This is a genomic window from Microbacterium sp. NPDC090003, from assembly GCF_044748385.1.
GTDB lineage: Bacteria > Actinomycetota > Actinomycetes > Actinomycetales > Microbacteriaceae > Microbacterium.
Map to the genome: position 1 here is coordinate 900,122 of NZ_JBIVFW010000001.1, position 20,817 is coordinate 920,938.

Below are 20,817 nucleotides of genomic sequence, written 5' to 3' on the forward strand. Positions count from 1 at the left end.
TGGAGGCACGATGACCATCGATATCATGCTGCCCTTCTGGGGCGATCCTCTGCTCCTGCGGCAGACGGTCGAATCCGTGCTCGCGCAGAGCGACCCCGAGTGGCGGCTGACGGTGATCGACGATGCGTATCCGGATCCGACGGTCGCCGAGTACTTCGCGCAGGTCGAAGACCCCCGCGTCCGATACGTCCGCAACGACGTGAATGTCGGGATCATCGAGAACTTCCGCACCAGCGTGAGACTCGCGACGGCTGATCACCTCGTGGTGCTGGGCAGCGACGATCTGCTCCTGCCGGGTTTCGTGTCCGCCCTGCGCGACGCCGTGCGACGGCATCCGGATGCCGCGGTGTTCCAACCGGGCGTGCGGGTCATCGATGAGAACGGCGCACCGTCGCTGCCGCTCGTCGACCGCGTGAAGCAGCGGATGCTGCGCCCCGACACCCGGGCGGGCGATGCCGTGCTGTCGAACGAGCGGCTCGCGACCAGTCTCACGCGCGGGAACTGGCTGTACTGGCCCTCGCTGCTCTTCCGCACCGACGCGATCCGAGCCCACGAGTTCCGCGATGACCTGCCCATCGTCCTCGACCTCGCGATCCTGCTCGACATCGCGTTCGCGGGCGGATCGCTCATCGTGATCGACGACGAGGTGTTCGCCTATCGTCGGCACACCGAGAGCGCCTCGCAGAAGGCGATCCTCGACGGTTCCCGCTTCACCGACGACCGTCGATTCTTCCTCGAGACCGCGCGACGCGCAGACGCACGGGGGTGGCGATCGACTGCCCGAGCCGCCCGGGCTCGGCTGTTCGCGCGGCTCCACGCTCTCACGACGGTGCCGACGGTGCTGCGCCACGGCGATGCCGCCGGCCGCCGCGCGCTCTGGCGGCACATCCTCCGCTGATCAGCGGCGTCGTGCGCTCCCCCAGGCGCGCAGCAGCATGACCCGAGCGCGGAGCACCGCTCCGACGCCCCGCGGGCGGGAGGGTGAGGCATTCGCGTCGTGGATGCGGCGCCGGATCGTCGCCGTCTCGATGTGCGCCATGGTGCGGTGTGCGTTGCCGAAGAGCGCGATCCACAGGTCGTGGCTCTCGTCGAGGTAGTGCGGGAACGGGAGGATCCGATCCACGACGTCGCGGCGGATCGCCATCGCGCATCCGTAGTACGGCGCCATACCCGCGAAGATCCGCAGCGCGTTACGGGTGCCCTGGCGGGACCATGCGGCGCGCAACCGCCACGGACGACGGGTGAGCGGATTCGGCAGCGGTTCGTCGGAGCCGAGCAGCACCAGGTTGGAGGCGGCGACGGCGGAGTCCTCGAGCGCGGCGACGAACAGCGCGCGACGCCCTGGCACCCAGACGTCGTCCTGGTCGGAGAGCATCAGGATGTCTCCGGTCGCTCGTCCCAGAGCCTCTTCGAACGTCTTGACGTACCCCCGGTTCTCCTGACGTGCGTGCACGCGGATGCGCGGATCGTCGAAAGCCTCCAGCGCCGCGACGGTTTCGTCCGTCGAGGCATCGTCGACGACGACGAGCTCGTCCTGGGACTCGAGCTCCCGCAGGATCGACTCGATCTGGGGGCCGAGGAACCGCTCGCCGTTGTACGTCGCCATGCAGACGCTCACCCGCACCGCGCTCATGACGCCACCTCCGTGATCGGTTTGCGCAGCTCCCGCCGCAGGACGAGAACCTGATAGCCGCCGACGCAGAGCTCGGACACCGCCACGGCCCAGGCCACGAGAGGCACGGATCCGGCGGCGGCGAAGAGGAGGATCAGCGGCGCTCCGACGATCGCGCCGATGAGGGTCGACACCGCGAGCGCGCGCACGCGTCCGACGACGACCAGACACGCATAGCCGACGATCGCGGCCGTGGCGATCCCCACGAAGGCGACGCCGAGGGGCAGCGACACCTGCCACGGCACGCTGATCTCGCCCACCGAGAGGAACGTGGAAACCCACGGGCTCAGCACCGCGATACACGCGCCACCGATGACGCCGATGGCCATGGCGGCGAGAGTCGCGATCCTGGCACGGTGACGGAAGTCGGCCTCGGGGTCGGGCACCCAGCTCTGGAAGTACTGCTGAATGGGGAGCAGCGCGACCGAGGCGTACTTGAAGAGGCGGTCGGCGAACGCGTACATCGGCTGCAGTCCGGGGAGGAAGACCTGTACGGCCACCATGGGCAGGGTGACGTACAGACCGCTGACGAGGGTCGCCGAGACGGCGTGCCGCTGCCCGCTCAGCGCGGCGCGCAGCGGAACTGGAGAATGCGAAGCCCCGGAGGAACCGCGCAGCACGACGACGGCATCGAGCACGATGGCGCCGATGAAGCCCAGCCCCTGCGCGACGAGATAGACCCAGAGCTCGCCCGTGACGACGGCGCCGATGATACCCGCGATGCCTCCGGCGACGGTCGGGAGCGTGTCGCAGAGCAGAACACGGAGCGGCTTCCCCTCCCCCGTGAAGTACCAGATCGCCCCGAGATTCGGTAGCAGGTAGACCGCGGCGCCCAGCACCGAGATCAGCACATCGCCGCGCGTGAGGAGAGTCAGGATAACGGCGATGACCGGCAGCACGAGCAGATAGAGCAGCCCGCGGGCGCGCAATGACGAGCGATAGAAGGCCTGGCGCTGCCCGATGGGGATGCCGGCGACGGTCGCCGCCCCGGTCGCTCCCCAGCCGAAGGCCACGAGGATGCCGCCGAACTGCGAGACGGTCTGCACGAGTGCGAGCTTTCCCCAGGTCGCGTCGCCGAGGGACGCGGTCAGGAGCGGGATCGAGACGATCCCGATGATCGTCACGACCGCGACGGAGATCGTGAATCCGCTGAGACGACCGATCGCCGTCCGGATCGGCCCGCTCACTTCTCCCCCGCCTCGACGATCGGTGCATCCCACCGGATCCCCGCCGCGATCGGGAACAGCGCAGCGGGCATCCGTCCCATCCGACCGCGCACGGCGGCGACGAGGGCGGCCCGGTACACGCGCGCCAGGGCGCGGCGCGGCCGCGCGACCCACCAGGCGTTCGCGAAGTGGATGCCGTCGAGCAGCGTCTCGCGGATGATCTGCCCCGGCGCGGAGAAGAAGTACTCGCGGTTGAGGATCAGGCGATTCCGCACGCGATAGAAGTAACGGAACGGCGTGCTCAGGCTGAACTCGTCGGGGACCCCCGGGAACGCCACCGTTCGTCCGAAGAGCTCGCGCCGATACCGGGTACCGAGCGTGTGCTCCATCCGCACCCCTCCCGCGGCGAGCACCCGCCACCCGCGGGCACGGAGCCGCAGGCCGAACTCCATGTCGACGAGATCGATGAAGAAGTCCTCCCGCAGGGGTCCCGCCTCGGCGATCACGGCCGCAGGGATGAGCATCCCCGACTGGATGACGTTCGCGGCGTCGCCGAACGGCGCTGCGGGCCCCGTCTGCTGCCGCACGCCGGCGAAGTACTCGGGCACGACGAGGCCGACGCGGGCGCCGGCGCGGGTCGCGGAATCGTGGGCGGCGACGAGGCCCCGGACGAACCCCTCCGGCACGCGGGAATCCTGGTCGAAGGTGACCACGAAGGCGGCACCGGAGCCGATCGCCCGAGTGATCCCGTCGTTGAGCGCGGCCGCGATCCCGTCGTTCTCGGGCCGGCGGACGACGATCGCACCTCCGCGCTCGAGCCGGTCGAGCATCGCCTCGGCGATGGGTCCCGACCCGTCGTCGACGACGATCACTCCCTCGACCTGGTCGGCGACGGAGGAGACGGCTTCCAGAGCAGAGTCTCCGGGACGGAACGTCGAGAACACCGCCCACACGGGGGAGGCGCTCATCCGAGACGCACCGGACGACGGACGGAGACGGGAATCACGAGCATGGCGCATTTAGACTAGCTTCATTCGCTGTCCAAACCCCGCAGACCCCGGAGGGCCACCTGTGTCGACACACTCCTTCGGCACGATCGTGCTCGCCGCCTACTCCCCCGACCCCGAGCTCTTCCGCCGGCAGCTGACGTCGCTGCAGGAGCAGACGGTCCGCGAGTGGGAGTGCGTGATCTCGGTCGACGGCGATCCTGAACCGATCGCCGCCCTGGTCGCGGAGATCACCGACGGAGACAGCAGATTCCGGGTCGTCGGCGACGGCACGCGCCTCGGCTTCTATCTGAACTTCGAACGCGGCCTCCTCGCCGTCGACGAGCGGAGCGAGTGGATCGCCCTGTGCGACCAGGACGACCGGTGGGACGCGGACAAGATCGAGAAGCTCCTCCCGCACCTCGACGAGGTGTCGCTCGTCTCGGCGCAGGCCCGGCTCGTCTCCTACCCGTCCGAGGTCGAGACGGGCCGCACGACGCGACACGACCACGGCGCGATCTTCACGATCCTCTCCAACGAGTTCACCGGCTCGCTCTGCCTGTTCGACCCGGAGCTGCTGCCCACGGCGCTGCCGTTCCCCCGAGCGTCGACTCGCGCGGCCGCCCACGATCACTGGCTCGCCGTCGTCGCGTCCGCATACCGCGGAACCCGCATCATCGATGATGTCGTCCAGGACTACGTCCAGCACGACGCGAACGTGTTCGGCGACCCGAGCAGGCTGGGCAGCGGAAGCTTCCGCAGCTCCATCACCAACGTCCTGGCGCAGTCCCAGCGCTTCGAGGGCTCGCGGAGCCCACGGTCGATCTTCCGCATGACGTTCTGGGCGTACGTGGGCTGGCGCCAGCTGATGGTCGACACCCTCGTTGCGCGGCGCACCGACGACGCGACAGACTCCCGCCAGGAACTGGCCTTCGGCCGTCCCCGCAGGCTGCGCACCGCGCTGTCATTGCTCCGTGCGGGGCGAGCCCGGGGAATCGTCCCGGAGCGCTTCACCTGGGAGTACCGCGCGAGCTGGATCGGCGGCGCGCTCAGCGGCGGCCGGCGTGCCGTGGCCCGAGCCGTCACCGCCCCGCGGCGCTGAGGCTCCGCGCGGACCTACGATCGGTCGCCGGACGAACCCGAGGGCGGGTTCTCGAGCGTCGCGAGCCGGTCCTCCACGCTCTCCAGCTGCGTGCGGAGGATGGCTGCTTCCTCCGCGAGGCGCCGCGTCTCCTCCTCGACCTGGCTGAGTTCCCACGAGAGGTGAAGGGCCACGCCGAGGAGCAGGAGGATCGCGGTCGCGAAGAGCAGGTTCGAGGGAACCTGAACACCGAGCAACGCCGTGAGCGCGCCCAGCAGGCCGGGGAACAACCCGACGATGAGCACCGAGACGGCGATCACGAGCCACAGGACGGCGTACTTCTCGCGCAGCTTGCGCGTGAGGAGCATCCACAGGACGATCACGAGGATCAGGACGGCGAGAGCGATCCCGACGAAGACGATCATGCGCGTTCCTCCTTCCGCCGCGAACCCGTACGTCGCATCGCGGCCAGCAGCAGCGCGAACACCGACCTCAGCAGGTAGACGGTGGAACCGAGCGGCCCCTGGCTGGGGTTGCCGTGCGCGCGGGGGCGCATCGCGACGCCGACCTGCGTGACCTTGAGCCCTGCGTGCAGGGCGGCGACGAGGGAGTCGAGGGTGTCGCCGAGGTACTCGGCCGGGTAATAGTGCACGTACTGGGCGATCGCGCGCGCGTTCGCCGCCCGGAAGCCGCTCGTCACGTCGGTCAGCCGGGTCTTGGCGATGCGCGACACCACCGAGGCGAGGAAGACCATGGCCCAGCGGCGGGGCCCGCGCACCGAGTAGTCGCCGACGTCGGAGAAGCGTGCTCCGATCGAGATGTCGGCGTGCTCCAGACCGGCCAGCACCCGGTCGATCTCCACGGGGTCGTGCTGCCCGTCGGCATCCACCTGGATGGCGGACCCGTACCCCTCGCGCGCCGCATAGGTGAACCCCGTGCGCATCGCGCCGCCCACCCCCAGGTTGAAAGGCAGGGAGAGCACGGACGCGCCTGCGGCGCGGGCGACCTCCGCAGTGTCGTCGGTCGACCCGTCGTCGATGACCACGACGTCGTACCGAGGCGAGGCCGCACGGATCTCGCGCACGGTGTCACCGACGCTGCGCTCCTCGTTCCACGCGGGGACGAGGACGAGGACGCGATCGATGCGCGTGGTGTCGCTCATGAGGGAAGTCTCTCCGTGTTCAGCCGAGACCGCAGGCGGTCACTTCGTACAGTCTGGCATCGCCCTGGCTGTCGACCAGGCGCACCGCTCCCGATTCCTCGAGATCCTCGAGGCCTGCGAGCGGATGAGACCCGCCGTGCACCTCCCGCTCACCGAAATCGAGGACGAACCGCACGTCGAGCGCTTCTGCCGCGTCGCACACGGCCGGCATCGATTCGGCGTCGGCGAGATGGTCGTTGATGGTCGCCGCATCGTCCGAGACGTCGACCAGGATGTGCGGCATGAGTACCTGGCGCCCCCCGATCGCGTAGGCGAGTGCGGTGCCCGTATAGGGGTTGCCGGCGATCACGGAGCCTGCGGGAACGTGCTCGGGGAGGCGTTCGAGCAGGGCCATCTCGTCCGAGCTGATGAGGGAGGAGCCCTCGTCCAGCACGAAGCGGATCTGCGCCTGCGCGACCGCGGCCGGGATGGCGGGAAGCGGCAGGACCACGAAGCCGAGCGCGGCGGCGACGACGCCGGCGATCGCACGCAGGAGACGACCGTCCGGCTGGAATCGCGACCAGAGCCGCCCGATCGCCTCGACCGTTCGCGCGATCCCCAGGGTCGCGAGCGGAACCAGCGCGATCCCGAACACCGCGGCCAGACGCGGCCAGTTGTTGTACCAGCTCCCCGTCAGCGCGTCGCGGATGGGACCGATGGGCAACGAGATGACGACGATGAAGAGGAGTGCACCGATCGCCCAGAGAGCTGCGCTGACGACCAGCGCCTCACTGCGCTCCTTCACGACCCAGAAGAGGCCGAGGAGCACGGCGATCGCGACGCCGACCGCGATCGTTCCGTAGAACATCGAGACCTGCGCGACTTCGAGTGCCGCTTGCCCCGGCGTGCGCTCCGTCGGCCACCCGCGTGTCGGCAGCGGCGGGCGCAGCACCATGAGCAGAAGCACACCGATGCCGAGATAGACGAGGACGCCGACGGCGAGTGCCGCGCGAACCCGACCGGACCGATGCGCGCGCCACAAGCGCACCACGAAGACGACGACGATCGGAACCGAGAACGCGAGCCAGGCGACGAATCCACCCGGGTGCGCGAGGGCGGCCCCGGGGATCGCGCCGAGCGCGACGAAGCCCCACCAGCCCGGCGCGAGATCCTTCGCCGATGTACCGATTCCGAAGGCGGAGGCCGTCGCCGCCACCGTGAAGGGGACGATCGCGAGAGCGAGTTGGAACGGGTAGAGGACGCCGTAGTCCATCGGCAGGAGCGGGAACATCGGGATGGCCGTGCTCACGATCGCAGCGGCGACGGTGACGGTCGCCGTCTTGCCCATCAGCGTCCGCGCCAGGAGCATGGCGCTCACCGGCCAGATGACCGCGGCGATCACGAGGGTCTGCGCGTTGACGACGGCGGGGATCCCGACGCCGCTCAGCTGCGCCACGATGGCGGCGGTCGCGTGCCAGGCCGACGGATAGAACGGAACTCCGCCGTTCGGGCTCGTCATCTGCCCGAGTTCGAGGGGCGAGGCGGCTCCGGTCTCCATGATGTAGCGGATGGCGTTGAGGTGGAACACGTTGTCGAACGTCTGGGAGATCGCCGACGGCTGACCGATCACCGCGAAGATCTGCAGGCCGATGACGACCGCTGCGGCGACGGCGGCGCCGATGGTCCACCACCGCGACGTCGACGGCGAGGAGGTCGTGCCACGCCGTCCGCGGCGGCGCACGAGATGGATCCCCACGCCGATCACCGCCGTCAGGATGAGGCACGGCAGGATCGACCAACCGGTTCCGGCGAAGCCGGCGAGCAGACTCGCACCGCCCACCACGGTCATCGCGAACGCCGGTGCGGCGGCCACGGCCCAGAGCCCGCGCAGTCCGATCAGCCAGGCCAACGTTCCGCCCAAGACGGCGTACAGCGCGAGAAGCACGGCGGCAGGCCAGAGCAGTTCGAGCATTTCCATGTGTTCCAGACCCTCTCACCGACAACCGACCCAGGATATCCCGGCGGGGCTGCGATCTCGGTGAGCGCACCCCGGGGGCCCTGACACGGGCGATCCAGGCTCGGTATGACAACATAGAGGCGTGAAAGGCATTATTCTCGCCGGCGGGTCCGGCACGCGTCTGCACCCGATCACGCTGGGCGTCTCCAAGCAGCTGATCCCGGTCTACGACAAGCCGATGGTCTACTACCCGCTCTCGACGCTGATGCTGGCGGGGATCAAGGACATCCTCGTCATCACGACGCCGCACGACGCTGCGCACTTCGAGCGCCTCCTCGGCGACGGATCGCAGTTCGGTGTGAACCTGACGTTCGCGCAGCAGCCCTCTCCGGACGGACTCGCTCAGGCGTTCACGATCGGCGCGGACTTCATCGGTGACGACTCGGTCGCCCTCGTCCTGGGCGACAACCTGCTCTACGGCCCGGGCCTCGGCAGCCGCCTGCAGCGGTTCGAGAACATCGACGGTGGAGCGGTCTTCGCGTACTGGGTCGCCGAGCCCGAGGCGTACGGTGTCGTCGAGTTCGACGCCGAAGGACGCGCGGTCTCCCTCGAGGAGAAGCCCGCCTCCCCCAAGAGCAACTACGCCGTTCCCGGCCTCTACTTCTACGACAACGACGTGATCGAGATCGCACGCAACCTGGCGCCCAGCGCCCGCGGCGAGTACGAGATCACCGACATCAACCGCGAGTACCTCGAGCGCGGCAAGCTCCAGGTCGAGGTCCTCCCGCGCGGTACCGCCTGGCTCGACACCGGAACGTTCGACCAGATGACCGACGCCGCCGAGTACGTGCGCACGATGGAGCGTCGTACGGGCATGAAGATCGGGATGCCGGAGGAGGTCGCCTGGCGCCAGGGCTTCCTCACCGATGACGAGCTGCGCGAACGCGCCGAGAAACTCGTCAAGTCCGGCTACGGCGCCTATCTGCTCGACATCCTCAAGAGAGGCCACGCATGACCCGTCTGCTCGTCACCGGAGGAGCCGGTTTCATCGGCTCCAACTTCGTCCACCACGTGATCGAGAACACCGAGCACCACGTGACCGTGCTCGACGCCCTCACCTACGCCGGGAACCGGCGCTCGCTCGAGGGACTCCCCGAGGATCGAATCACGTTCGTCCACGGCGACATCACGGATGCCGGCCTGGTCGACGGCCTCTTCGCCGAGACGGATGCCGTCGTGCACTACGCCGCGGAGTCGCACAACGACAATTCGCTGAACGACCCCCGGCCGTTCCTCGACACCAACATCATCGGCACGTACACGCTGCTCGAGGCCGCACGACGCCACGATGTGCGCCTGCACCACATCTCGACGGACGAGGTCTACGGAGACCTCGAACTCGACGATCCCGAGCGATTCACCGAGTCGACTCCCTACAACCCCTCGTCGCCGTACTCCTCCACCAAGGCGGGCAGCGATCTGCTCGTGCGCGCCTGGGTGCGGTCGTTCGGCGTCCAGGCGACGATCTCGAACTGCTCGAACAACTACGGTCCGTACCAGCACGTCGAGAAGTTCATCCCTCGTCAGATCACGAACGTGATCCGCGGCATCCGTCCGAAGCTCTACGGTGCCGGCCAGAACGTTCGCGACTGGATCCACGCCGACGACCACTCCTCGGCCGTTCTGACGATCCTCGAGAAGGGCGCGATCGGCGAGACGTACCTCATCGGCGCCGACGGCGAGAAGGACAACAAGTCCGTCGTCGAGCTGATCCTCACCGAGATGGGCCAGCCCGCGGACGCGTACGACCACGTCACCGACCGCGCCGGCCACGATCTCCGCTACGCGATCGACTCGAGCAAGCTGCGCGACGAGCTCGGCTGGGCTCCGCAGTTCTCGGACTTCGAGGCCGGACTCGCCTCGACGATCCAGTGGTACCGCGACAACGAGGCCTGGTGGGCGCCGTCCAAGGACGCCGTCGAGGCGTTCTACGCGGGCAAGGGCCAGTGAGCGCCGCGTTCGGGAAGCAGCTCGAACGGATCGAGACGCCCATCCCGGGCCTCGTCGTGTTCGAACTGCCCGTCCACGGGGACTCGCGCGGATGGTTCAAGGAGAACTGGCAGCGCGAGAAGATGCTGGCGCTCGGGCTCGAGGACTTCGGCCCTGTGCAGAACAACATCTCGTTCAACGACGCCGTCGGCACGACGCGCGGCATCCACGCCGAACCCTGGGACAAGTGGGTCTCGGTCGCAACGGGGCGCATCTTCGGGGCCTGGGTCGACCTGCGGGAGGGTCCCACCTTCGGCACGGTCTTCACCACCGAGATCGACCCTTCGCGGGCGATCTACGTGCCCCGCGGCGTGGGCAACTCGTACCAGACGCTCGAGGCCGACACGGCGTACACCTATCTCGTCAACGACCACTGGTCCCCCGACGCGTCGTACTCCTTCCTGAACCTCGCGGACGAGACGGCCGCTGTGGCCTGGCCCATCCCGCTCGCAGACGTCGAGATCTCCGAGAAGGACAAGGCGCATCCGCGGCTCGCGGACGTCACCCCGATCCCGCCGAAGCGCATCCTGATCCTCGGCGCCTCCGGCCAGCTCGGGCTCGCGCTGCGTGACCGGTTCGGTGATGCCGCGCACATCGAGTACGCCACTCGCGCGGACATCGACGTGACGGCCGCCGACCTGTCGAGTGCTCGCCGCTGGCGCGACTACGGTCTGATCGTCAACGCGGCCGCATACACCGCGGTCGACCTGGCCGAGACTCCGGAGGGCCGCGAGCAGGCCTGGGCCGCCAATGCGACGGCGGTCGCCGCGCTCGCCCGCGTCGCCGACGATCACGGCATCACTCTGGTGCACGTCTCGAGCGACTACGTCTTCGACGGAACGCTCGAGGGCGCATACGACGAGACGGCGCCGCTGCGTCCGCTCGGCGTCTACGGACAGACCAAGGCGGCCGGCGACCTCGCCGCCTCGACCGCGTCGCGGCACTACGTCGTGCGCACCTCCTGGGTCATCGGCGAGGGCGGCAACTTCGTCCGGACGATGCACTCGCTCGCCGAACGCGGAATCGACCCGCGCGTCGTGGGCGATCAGTTCGGGCGTCTCACTTTCACCTCGGACATCGCGGACGCGATCGCGCACCTTTACGAAGCGGATGCCCCGTACGGCGTCTACAACGTGACGGGATCCGGGGAGGCGCAGTCCTGGGCTCAGATCGCGCGCGAGGTCTTCCGTCTGGCCGGCCACGACCCCGAGCGCGTGACGGCCGTGAGCACGGAGGACTACTTCGCCTCGGCACCCGGCCCGGTGGCACCACGTCCGCGGAACAGTCGCCTGGACCTCACAAAGATCGTCGCATCGGGCTTCACGCCCGCTCCTGCGGAAGAGTCCCTGCGCGCCTACGTCGCAGGTCTGAAGGGTTGATGGAATGAAGCTCAGCGTCATCGGCTGCGGATACCTCGGCGCGGTGCATGCGACGGCGATGGCATCGTTGGGCCACGAAGTCGTCGGCATCGACGTCGACGAGAACCGGATCGCGATGCTCGCGGCGGGCAAAGCGCCTTTCTTCGAGCCGGGACTCGACGATCTCCTCACCCGTACCCGCGACCGGGGAACTCTGACGTTCTCGACGGACTTCGCCGCGGCATCCGAGGCGACCGTGCACTTCGTCGCGGTCGGCACCCCGCAGCGTTCCGACGGAGACGGCGCAGACCTGCGGTATGTCGACAGCGCCATCGCTTCCCTGACCGAGGTGCTCTCCCCCGGCGACCTCGTCGTCGGCAAGTCCACCGTGCCCGTCGGCACAGCCCGACGGCTCGCCGATGCGATCCGCGAGACCGGAGCCCGCCTGGTCTGGAATCCGGAGTTCCTCCGGGAGGGCTTCGCGCTCCAGGACACCCTCGAGCCCGACCGCCTCGTCTACGGGGTCGAGCGCGACGATGCCGCCGCCGCGGACGTGGCACTGCTCGATGAGCTCTACCGTCCGGCGATCGAAGCCGGGACGCCGCGCGTCGTCACCGACTACGCCACCGCCGAGCTCGTCAAGGTCTCCGCGAACGCCTTCCTCGCCACCAAGATCTCCTTCATCAACGCGATGGCCGAGATCGCCGAGGTCACGGGAGCGGATGTCACCCAGCTCGCCGACGCGATCGGATTCGACGCCCGCATCGGCCGCCGATTCCTGAACGCCGGTATCGGATTCGGTGGCGGATGCCTGCCCAAGGACATCCGCGCCTTCGCCGCGCGCGCCGAAGAGCTCGGCGTCGGCGAGTCGGTTCAGTTCCTGCACGAGGTCGACGCCATCAACCTGCGCCGCCGTCAGCGCGTCACGGACCTCGTACTCGGCGCCCTCGACGATTCCGCGGACGGCCGGAGAGTCGCCGTTCTCGGGCTCGCGTTCAAGCCCGACTCCGACGACACGCGTGATTCGCCGGCGCTCGACGTGGCCCGTCGTCTGCACGCGGCCGGCATCGAGGTGCGGGCGTTCGACCCCGCCGCGAACGAGACAGCGCGTCGTGTGGCGCCCGATCTGACCTACGCCGATTCTGCACTCGCTGCGGTCGCGGACGCCGAGGTCGTGGTGGTGGCGACCGAATGGCGGGAGTTCCGCGACCTCGACCCCGCGACGGTCTCGTCCGCGACCTCGGCCAGGATCATCATCGACGCGCGCAACTGCCTCGACCCCGACGCCTGGCGCGCTGCCGGCTGGACGTATCACGGCATGGGCCGACCATGAGCGCCCCGCGCGTCAGCATCGTCGTCCGGACGAAGGATCGACCGGACTTCCTCGAGCGCGCCCTGTCGAGCATCACAGGACAGTCCTTCGCGGACTGGGAGGCGATCATCGTCAACGATGGCGGGAACCCCGCCAAGGTCGCCGCTCTCGTCGCCGGCCTGCCACGCGCGACCGATCGTGACCGCATGCGCATCATCGACCACGAGGAGTCCCGCGGCCGTTGGGTCTCCGCGAACGCCGGCGTCCTCGCGGCGACGGGTGAATTCCTCGTTCTGCACGACGACGACGACTCCTGGCACCGCGACTTCCTGGCACGGGCGGTCGAGTACCTCGATGCCCATGCAGACCGTCAGGGCGTCGTCTCCCGCATCGAGATCGTCTGGGAACACGAGGAGAACGGCCGCTTCGTCGTGGACGAGCGCGAGGAATTCCAGGCACAGCTCACCGCCCCGTTGCTCACCGATACGCTGCTCTTCAACCGTTACGTCCCGATCGGCTTCCTGTACCGACGTTCCCTGCACGCCGAGATCGGCCTGTACGACGAGAAACTGCCCGTCGTCGGGGACTGGGACTTCAATCTCAAGGTCCTCTCGCGCGGTCCGCTGGAGTACCTCGGCGACGAGCCGCTGGCATACTGGCATCAGCGCCGGGGGGCGACCGGTGACTCCGCGAACAGCGTCGCCGGGGCGCGAAGCGATCATGCGAAGTACGATGCGAGCATCCGCGACGAGGCGCTCCGGAGCTGGGTCGAGGACAACGGTTCGGGACTCGTGCTGTACCTGACGAAGTTCATCGATCAGCGCTTCGTGGATGTCGAGAACGGCATCCGCGCAGAGATCGTCGCCTCGTCGTTCTGGCGGCGCGTGCTGCGCCGCGTACGTCGCCGCTGACCGCGGATCAGCCCTTCAGGAAGTCGACGGCCTCATCGATCGGTCCGTCGAAGACCTTCTTGCCCTTCGCGATCACGATCCCCCGAGAGCACAGCTGCTTCACCATGTTGCTGTCGTGGCTCACGACGAGCATCGTGACACCCCGGCCGGTGAGCTCCTTGATCTTCTCGGCGCATTTGGCGCGGAAAGGTGCGTCACCCACGCTGAGCACCTCGTCGACGAGAAGCGTGTCGAGCTTGACGTGGATCGCGACCGAGAACGCCAGACGCATGAACATACCCGAGGAGTAATGCTTGACCTCTTGATCGATGAAATCGCCGATCTCGGAGAACGCGACGATGTCGTCGAACTTCTCATCGGTCTCCTTGCGCGACATCCCGAGGATCGCCGCGTTCAGATACACGTTCTCACGCCCGGAGAGATCCGGGTGGAAGCCGGCGCCGACCTCGATGAGACCGGCGACTCGTCCGCGGGTGAGGACGCGCCCCGAATCCGGCTCCAGAACGCCGGACACCAACTTGAGCGTGGTGGACTTCCCCGAGCCGTTCATGCCCAGGATCGCGACCGACTCACCCTCCCCCACCTGGAAGCTGATGTCGTCGAGCGCGAGGAAATGGTCGGTGCCGACCTTCTTACGCTGGATCCACCCGATGAAGGCTTCTTTGAACGAGTGCGAGTTGCGACGGAGGAAGAACTTCGAGGCGCTCTCGACGATGATCGTCGGGGGTGTCGAGGTCTCGACGGTGATCAGATCTTGCATGTGCTCACAGGTCCTGGGCGAAGCTGCGCTCGAAGCGCCGGAAAACGGTCTGTCCGACGACGAGCATGATCAGGCTGACCACGCACGCCGCCAGGGTGTACACCATGAAATGCGGCGGGAGGCCGGGGGTCGACGTCGCCGTCGGAGCCCAGAAACCGACGTGGAAGAGCTCGGCCGCGACCGTCAGTGGGTTCGACATGTAGATGTGGAAGAGCCACGGCGGCATCTTGTCAATCACGAGCGTCCACATGTAGAGCACCGGCGAGGTCCAGGTCGAGAACATCCGGATGATCTCGACCACGTTCTGCGCGTCCCGGAAGCGGACGTTGATCCCGCCGAAGAACAGCCCCAGACCGATCGCGAAGACGATGACGATGACGACGGCCGCCAGAATCGCGGCCAGGCCGATCAGAGACGGGGTCCATCCCAGGAGCAGACAGATCACCAGCAGCACGGCGACCTGCGGCAGGAAATGCACGAACGCCACGATGATCGCGGCGACCGGGAAGAGTTCTCGCGGGAGATAGATCTTCCTCACCAGAGCGCCGTTGTCGACGATCGAGTTCGTCGCGTTGCTGAAGCCCTCGTTGAAGAGATTGATGATGACGATGCCCGAGAACAGGTAGATCGCGAAGTTGTCCACGTCCCGGTGGATGTTGAGGATGATCCCCATGACGAAGTAGTACACCGCGAACTGCGACAGCGGCTTGACGTACGACCACGTCCAGCCCAGAACGGAGTTGCGGTAACGCGTCGCCGTCGCCTTGCGCACGAGCAGGCGCAGAAGATAGCGACGACGGAAGATGTCGAGCACTCCACGGCCACGCCCCGGAGATTGATACAAGCGTGCGTCGACCGTGCTCACCTGACTACCACCGCGCCTCCTCGTCGCGCGCTCGGGTCAGCGCGCATAGCTTCTCTCATCGTAGCCCGTTCGCCTGGACGGAAGCCGTCAGCGACCTCGTCCGGGCGTGGCTCACCCGGGGGCGAGAGAGGCGCTCAGGGAAGACGCAGCGTGGCGCAGTTCGCGGCGGAGAGCTCGGTCACGGCGGTTCCCCCGCTGTCGGCGATCTTCGTCAGCGTTCCCCCCGAGGCGGAGTAGAGCTGTGCATTGCACCGGACGACGGTCGTCACCGGACCGGCCTTCGGCATGGTCGCCGCCGCCGCGTCGGAGATGGCGATCGCCGCACGCGGGAGGCCGAGCGCGTCGGCCACCGTCCAGGAGTTGAGGTAGATCAAACGTCCGGCATCGGAGAGATAGACCTTGCCGTCTGCCGGGGTCACGACGAGACCGATGTCCGCGCGCAGCGGAGTCCCCTGGGGCAGTTGCGCCATGTCCGCCGCCGAGAGCGTGACGACTCGCGCCGCACCCGGTCCCTTGAGCGCGGCGAGCGTCGCCGGGTTGGCGACGTGGCGGAAGGTGTTCGAGTCGGCCGCGTAGATCGCGGAGTTCCCCGCAGCCGCATAGAAGAGCGGTCCCTGCGCGTCGTCGGCGATCTTCAGCAGAGCACAGGTGCGCGCGTCCAGCGTCACCGTCGTGAAGCCGGCGGACGACGCGACGCGATAGAGCGCGCCTCCTGCCGTGAAGTACGTCCCACCGTTGCACACCACATACCGCCCGAGGTTCGCCCGGCCGGGATGCTGCGCGATCGACCGCGCCGGCACACCCTTGAGCACACTCGTGGAGAGTCCCATGCTGGTGGCGTTGACGAACTTCGCGACATAGAACAGCTGGCCGTCCGAGGTGGGGAGGTAGACCCGATCCGAACCCTGCACCGTGATGAGCTGCCCCGGCAGGAAGCGAGTCGGAAGCGCCGTGTAGCGCGACGCGTGGGCGGCCGGCATCGTGGCCGCGAACAGGGAGGTGTTCTGACCCCACGCAGCCATCGCCGACGCGTTCTGGTACGGGACGAGATCGCTTCCCTCGAGCGCGAAGATCCGAGGATCGCCCTTGACGTTCGCACGCGTCGTCATCTCGCGTCCTACCGCGGGAGTGGAGAAGTCATCGGCGTCGAACACCGTCAGTGCCGCGCAACTCCCCTTCCACTGAGCGACGAGATCGCAGCTCGGGAAGCGGTGGGTCTGGCCACCGTTCAGATACGACACGGTTCCCGACGTGGCGTTTCGCAGGAAGAGCGTCGCCGCTCCCCCCTGACCGAGCGACGCGATATGGGCGTTCACCGTGGCTTGCGGATTGCCGTACGCGGCCCTGTACTCCGGCCAGACGTCCGCGGTGATGTGGTACGCCGTGCCGTTGGAGATCGCGTAGATGTCGTTGCCGACATTGACGATCGGCCCGTCGGGGTACTTGATCCCCTGCGTCGACCCGAACCAATCGGTGAAGTAGTTGTAGAAGTTGCGGTTGCCGTAGGCGGAGCATCCGTCGCCCGTGCCGTAGCCGGCGCGCAGTGCGGCCGCGTTCGGCTGGTACGGCGTGTAGTAGTAGAGCGCCGACGTCGCCTTGTTCGCGACGTACACCGGGGACGAGCCGCAGTTGGCGTTCGGGTTGTACAGGATGTTCCAGGTCTTGCCCGGGGCGTACCACTGGAACCAGCGGCCCTCCATGTAGATCTGCATCTGACGCGCGGCGCCGTAGATCTGGTGGAAGAAACCGATGTAATTGGGGTCGCACGGGGCGGTGTCGGGGCATCCCTGACCCAGCGCGATGTTGTACCGCCACGCACTCGGCCAGGTGTGGGTGATGAGCCCCTGCTCCTTCTGGAGCATGACGATCAACACCTGCGGGTTGATGTTGCACGCCTGCGAGACGCGGTAGATGATCCGCGCCGCGGACTCGTTGGCCTGACCGGAGTATCCGCTGCAGTACTGATCGGCCGGACGCGTGACCGACGTGATCTTGAAGTCCTTGAGGCAGACAATCGGTTTGCCGTTCTCGTCGGTGCCGCCCAGGCACCTCGACACCTTGCTGTTGAAGAACGTCTGGATCTGCGCCTCGGTCATCGTGCTCTTGTTGGTGAACACGGCGTCGCTGATGATGTTGCCGGGGTTGAAGCCCGCGAGGGTGCTCTTGACGATCCCGGATGCGGCCGGGTCACCGACCGTCTGCGAGACGGCGTTCGAGACCGTCGACGCTGCGGGGGCTGCAGCAGAGGCAGCCGCAGACGCGGCACCGGCCGGGAGCACGGTACCGGCGATGACAGCGGTGACAGCGAGGAAACAAGTGAGGAGACGGGTGATCTTCCGGTTGTTTCGCGAGCGTGGGGCACGTCGAGACATGTGACCAGTGTGACGGAAGTCACGTGATGATGCCACTGTTACGGAATATCGGCTACCGCGTGTCGGCGTGTCCGCCGGATCCGAAGACGTCTCCCAGGAGCCGTCTGGCGCTCACAGGTCCGCGTGCAGACCCCATACGCGCTCGGCCGATCCCGCCCACGAGAATGCCCGGGATCGGTCCGCCGCGAGAACGGAGAGCCGTGCCCCTTCTCCCCCCGCCGCACTTTCGACGGCATCGGCCAGGTCACCCGAATCGACGAGCAGCCCCCCGTCGGCGAGCACATCGCGGTGGGTCCCCGAGTCGACGCCCACGACCGGCACACCGAGACGCATCGCCTCCACCGCACGCCAGGGCCAGGCAGCGATCGGGCTGCTCGCGACGTAGGTCGCGGCTCCGGCGAGCACAGCGGCGCGGTCGTCGATATCGAGAGCCCCTCGGACGTGCACGCGCGACTCCGCCAGGCCCGCCGACGATGCGATGTCGGAGTACCGGGGCTCCGTCCCCTCCCCCGCATCCATCACCACGGCGTGCGCCCCGGCGGCCAGCGCCCCCCGGAACCCATCGGCGACCGAGTCCCAGGTGCCGTGCACGACGACGTAGCGCTCGGGCAGCGAGAGTGCGGCGCGGCGTGCCGCAGCATCGAAAGGCTGAACGAAGCCCTCGGGCGCCGCACCCGCGATCACACGCACGCGATCACCCACCTTGGCGATCTCCTGAAGCCGCTGAGCGATCGTGTGAGTCGGCACGACGACGGCATCCGCGTGCTTCGCGGCGCGGCGCAGCATCGATTTCTGCCAGGCGACCGCGGCGCGCGAGAGGACGTCGGGCGCCTCCCAGGCCTCGAGACCCCAGATCGTCACTGTCGTCTGGTCGTTGTCATGAATGCGGTCGTGCCGCACCAGCGGCGCCATCAGCGTCGGCGAATGGATCAATCCCCCGCCGGCACCGGCGGCGATCCCCAGCTGCCACGACGCCGCCAATTCCCGGCGCGCCAGGCCGAGGGTCCGCACCTCGGCGACACCGGGGATGGACACCTCGCTGCCCGCCGCGACGATCGCTTCGACATCGCACCCCGAGGGCGCTGTGGCGACGAGTCCACGCGTGAGTTCGATCGCGGCGGCGGCGTGATCCGGGTCGACCACCTGCACGAGCTGATCCAGAACAACACGCAGTCGAGCACCCATGCGCTCAGAGTATCTCCGTCGTACGCTTCCGGCCCGGAGGAGGCCGACGCGTCGCATGCACTGACAGCGTTCCCACAGGATCCTCGCCCGCGCACCGGCCGTCGTGCTTGAATGCTCACGTGAGCGACGGGCGACTTCCACGACGGCGCCGATGGGTGGGGTGGACCGTCGGCATCGTCCTGACGCTGCTCGTTCTCGCCCTCGGCTGGGTGACGATCCGAGGGATCGGAGCGGTCGACAATCTGACACAGGTCGCCGAGAAGTCCGCCGATCTGAAGTCGGCCATCGCCGAGGGCGATCTCGAGAAGGCCGAGGACGTATCCGCCAGCATCGCCCGGCACGCGGCATCCGCGAACGACCTCACCTCGGACGTCGTATGGCAGGGCTTCGCGGCCGTGCCGTTCATCGGCCCCAACTTCCGAGCGGTGAGCGACATCGCCGCCATCGCAGACAGCGTGGCGACGGACGCGCTCACCCCGCTCCTCGGCGTCGCTGCCGAAGTGGACCTGGCGAGTCTGGGGCTCTCCGGAGGAGCGATCGACCTCGCCCCGTTCGCCACGATCCGAGAGCCGCTCGGTGAAGCCTCGAGCGTGCTCGATGACGCGCTCGAGCGAGCGGAGGGCATCGATGCCGATGCGACTCTGCCCCCGCTGGCGGATGCCGTCCGGGAGGTGCGCACGAACGTCACCGAGGCGGCGACCGTGGTCGGCACGCTGAACGGAGCCGCGATCCTGCTTCCCACGATGCTCGGCGGCGAGGCTCCCCGCACCTACGTCCTCGCGATGCAGAACAACGCCGAACTCCGCTCGTCCGGCGGCATCATCGGTTCGATCGCCCTGTTGCGCGCCGAGAACGGCAGGGTCTCCCTGGAGCGGCAGGCGTCCACTCTGGACTTCCCGCCCCTGACGGATCCTCTCCCCCTGAGCGACAGCACGGTCGCCCTCTTCGAGGACGGACCCGGCCGATATCTGCAAAACCTGACGAGCATTCCGGACTTCGCCGAGGCCGGACCCGCCATCGCCACCCGCTGGGAGGGCGTGTTCGGTGGCCCGGTCGACGGAGTGATCGCGGTCGACACAGTCGTCGCCCAGCACTTGCTCGAGGCGATCGGCGAACTGAGCTTCGGTCCGTTCACCGCGACCGCTGAGAACGTGGTGAGCATCCTGCTCTCGGAGATCTACGCCGCCATCCCGGATCCGGCGGTCCAGGACCAGGTATTCGCCCAGGCCGCGACCGGGCTCTTCGGCGCTGCGCTCGCCGGCGGCGACCCTCGGTCACTGCTCGGAGCCCTCGCCACGTCGGCGGATGAAGGACGGATCCGCATCTGGAGCGCGCACGAGGACGAGCAGAGCGTCCTCGCCGCCTCGACCGTGGGAGGCACCCTCCCGATCGACACGGATGCAGGAACGCACGTGGGCGTCCTGATCAACGACACCACCGGCGGAAAGATGGACTTCTACGCGCACGCCACGGTCTCCACGGCGATCGGCAGCTGCGCGGGCACGCCGACGACGCAGGTGAGCGTGACGTGGACGAACGACGCGCCGGTGGACGCGGCGACCGCTCTTCCCCCGTACGTGACCGGTGGCGGGAACTTCGGTGTGGCCCCGGGTAGCTCCCGGACACTGCTCGCGATCTACGGCCCGGAGGGCGCGACGCTGTCGCGCGCCGACCGCGACGACGTCGAGGAACCCGTGCAGACCGCACTCCTCGGGACGCGCTCGGTCGTGCAGCACGATGTTCTCCTGACGCCGGGCGAATCCACCACCGTCACCGTGCAATTCCAGGGCGAGGGCGCAGGAGAGCGCATCGACTCGGTCGTGCAGACCCCCACGATCGATGCGCCGAGGGTGACACACGAAGAACTGCGCTGCACGTCGTGACTTTCTCCCCGGGATGGGGTACCGTCATCTCACTGGGGAATATCTGGGCTCTAAAAACCTGCCGTGGGGGCAGGAAGGGCCCACACAGTCGGATGCAGGGGTGTATCCGGATGTGATTC

18 protein-coding genes are annotated in these 20,817 nt (G+C 68.1%); 8 read left to right on the forward strand and 10 right to left on the reverse strand.

The window, feature by feature from the left end:
• Positions 1 to 10 precede the first annotated feature (10 nt).
• On the forward strand, positions 11 to 898 hold the full coding sequence (locus ACIPVN_RS04455) for a glycosyltransferase family 2 protein (RefSeq protein ID WP_400439994.1): 888 nt from the start codon (positions 11 to 13) through the stop codon (positions 896 to 898).
• Here ACIPVN_RS04455 and ACIPVN_RS04460 read toward each other — a convergent pair whose 3' ends face one another.
• From ACIPVN_RS04460 to ACIPVN_RS04470, 3 genes are read right to left on the reverse strand one after another with little or no spacing between them, the layout of a single operon-like run.
• Entirely contained in the window at positions 899 to 1,633 is a 735-nt protein-coding gene (locus ACIPVN_RS04460) for a glycosyltransferase (protein WP_400439996.1), read from the reverse strand. It lies immediately after the preceding gene.
• Positions 1,630 to 2,859, reverse strand: a complete 1,230-nt coding sequence (locus ACIPVN_RS04465; RefSeq protein ID WP_400439999.1) for a lipopolysaccharide biosynthesis protein — start codon at positions 2,857 to 2,859, stop codon at positions 1,630 to 1,632. The genes ACIPVN_RS04460 and ACIPVN_RS04465 overlap by 4 nt, the downstream gene beginning before the upstream one ends.
• A complete protein-coding gene (locus ACIPVN_RS04470) occupies positions 2,856 to 3,806 on the reverse strand; it encodes a glycosyltransferase (RefSeq protein WP_400440001.1) in 951 nt (316 codons plus the stop codon). The genes ACIPVN_RS04465 and ACIPVN_RS04470 overlap by 4 nt, the downstream gene beginning before the upstream one ends.
• A gap of 103 nt (positions 3,807 to 3,909) precedes the next feature.
• On the opposite strand from ACIPVN_RS04470, the gene ACIPVN_RS04475 reads away from it, so the two are divergent.
• Positions 3,910 to 4,926 carry a glycosyltransferase gene (locus tag ACIPVN_RS04475; RefSeq protein ID WP_400440004.1) on the forward strand — a complete coding sequence of 339 codons (1,017 nt, stop codon included), beginning with the start codon at positions 3,910 to 3,912 and terminating at the stop codon, positions 4,924 to 4,926.
• Positions 4,927 to 4,940: 14 nt separating this feature from the next.
• On the opposite strand, the gene ACIPVN_RS04480 is transcribed toward ACIPVN_RS04475, so the two are convergent.
• From ACIPVN_RS04480 to ACIPVN_RS04490, 3 genes are read right to left on the reverse strand one after another with little or no spacing between them, the layout of a single operon-like run.
• A complete protein-coding gene (locus ACIPVN_RS04480) occupies positions 4,941 to 5,330 on the reverse strand; it encodes a DUF2304 domain-containing protein (RefSeq protein WP_400440007.1) in 390 nt (129 codons plus the stop codon).
• Positions 5,327 to 6,067: a glycosyltransferase family 2 protein gene (locus ACIPVN_RS04485; protein ID WP_400440010.1), complete on the reverse strand. Its 741-nt coding sequence runs from the start codon at positions 6,065 to 6,067 to the stop codon at positions 5,327 to 5,329. Before ACIPVN_RS04485 ends, ACIPVN_RS04480 begins: the two co-directional genes overlap by 4 nt.
• A 19-nt stretch (positions 6,068 to 6,086) precedes the next feature.
• Positions 6,087 to 8,024 carry a DUF6541 family protein gene (locus ACIPVN_RS04490; RefSeq protein ID WP_400440013.1) on the reverse strand — a complete coding sequence of 646 codons (1,938 nt, stop codon included), beginning with the start codon at positions 8,022 to 8,024 and terminating at the stop codon, positions 6,087 to 6,089.
• 121 nt (positions 8,025 to 8,145) lie between these two features.
• Here ACIPVN_RS04490 and rfbA point away from each other — a divergent pair, with 121 nt between their 5' ends.
• Genes rfbA through ACIPVN_RS04515 form a run of 5 tightly spaced genes read left to right on the forward strand, consistent with a single transcriptional unit; the run spans position 8,146 to position 13,633 of the window.
• Entirely contained in the window at positions 8,146 to 9,018 is an 873-nt protein-coding gene (gene rfbA, locus ACIPVN_RS04495; RefSeq protein ID WP_247622902.1) for a glucose-1-phosphate thymidylyltransferase RfbA, read from the forward strand.
• Complete coding sequence (gene rfbB / locus ACIPVN_RS04500) at positions 9,015 to 10,013, forward strand: dTDP-glucose 4,6-dehydratase (RefSeq protein WP_400440017.1); 999 nt, start codon at positions 9,015 to 9,017, stop codon at positions 10,011 to 10,013. Before rfbA ends, rfbB begins: the two co-directional genes overlap by 4 nt.
• Positions 10,010 to 11,431 carry a sugar nucleotide-binding protein gene (locus ACIPVN_RS04505; protein WP_400440019.1) on the forward strand — a complete coding sequence of 474 codons (1,422 nt, stop codon included), beginning with the start codon at positions 10,010 to 10,012 and terminating at the stop codon, positions 11,429 to 11,431. Before rfbB ends, ACIPVN_RS04505 begins: the two co-directional genes overlap by 4 nt.
• Before the next feature lie 4 nt (positions 11,432 to 11,435).
• Positions 11,436 to 12,743, forward strand: a complete 1,308-nt coding sequence (locus ACIPVN_RS04510) for a UDP-glucose dehydrogenase family protein (protein WP_400440022.1) — start codon at positions 11,436 to 11,438, stop codon at positions 12,741 to 12,743.
• On the forward strand, positions 12,740 to 13,633 hold the full coding sequence (locus tag ACIPVN_RS04515; protein WP_400440025.1) for a glycosyltransferase family 2 protein: 894 nt from the start codon (positions 12,740 to 12,742) through the stop codon (positions 13,631 to 13,633). Before ACIPVN_RS04510 ends, ACIPVN_RS04515 begins: the two co-directional genes overlap by 4 nt.
• A gap of 7 nt (positions 13,634 to 13,640) precedes the next feature.
• On the opposite strand, the gene ACIPVN_RS04520 is transcribed toward ACIPVN_RS04515, so the two are convergent.
• The 4 genes from ACIPVN_RS04520 to ACIPVN_RS04535 all read right to left on the reverse strand — a co-directional run bounded on the left by ACIPVN_RS04520 (position 13,641) and on the right by ACIPVN_RS04535 (position 18,815).
• Positions 13,641 to 14,393 carry an ABC transporter ATP-binding protein gene (locus ACIPVN_RS04520; protein WP_400440028.1) on the reverse strand — a complete coding sequence of 251 codons (753 nt, stop codon included), beginning with the start codon at positions 14,391 to 14,393 and terminating at the stop codon, positions 13,641 to 13,643.
• 4 nt (positions 14,394 to 14,397) lie between these two features.
• Positions 14,398 to 15,207, reverse strand: a complete 810-nt coding sequence (locus ACIPVN_RS04525) for an ABC transporter permease (protein WP_400440031.1) — start codon at positions 15,205 to 15,207, stop codon at positions 14,398 to 14,400.
• 185 nt (positions 15,208 to 15,392) lie between these two features.
• Positions 15,393 to 17,630, reverse strand: a complete 2,238-nt coding sequence (locus ACIPVN_RS04530) for a hypothetical protein (RefSeq protein WP_400440037.1) — start codon at positions 17,628 to 17,630, stop codon at positions 15,393 to 15,395.
• A gap of 111 nt (positions 17,631 to 17,741) precedes the next feature.
• A complete protein-coding gene (locus tag ACIPVN_RS04535; RefSeq protein WP_400440040.1) occupies positions 17,742 to 18,815 on the reverse strand; it encodes a glycosyltransferase in 1,074 nt (357 codons plus the stop codon).
• A gap of 119 nt (positions 18,816 to 18,934) precedes the next feature.
• Here ACIPVN_RS04535 and ACIPVN_RS04540 point away from each other — a divergent pair, with 119 nt between their 5' ends.
• Positions 18,935 to 20,698: a DUF4012 domain-containing protein gene (locus ACIPVN_RS04540; protein WP_400440042.1), complete on the forward strand. Its 1,764-nt coding sequence runs from the start codon at positions 18,935 to 18,937 to the stop codon at positions 20,696 to 20,698.
• Positions 20,699 to 20,817: the final 119 nt, after the last annotated feature.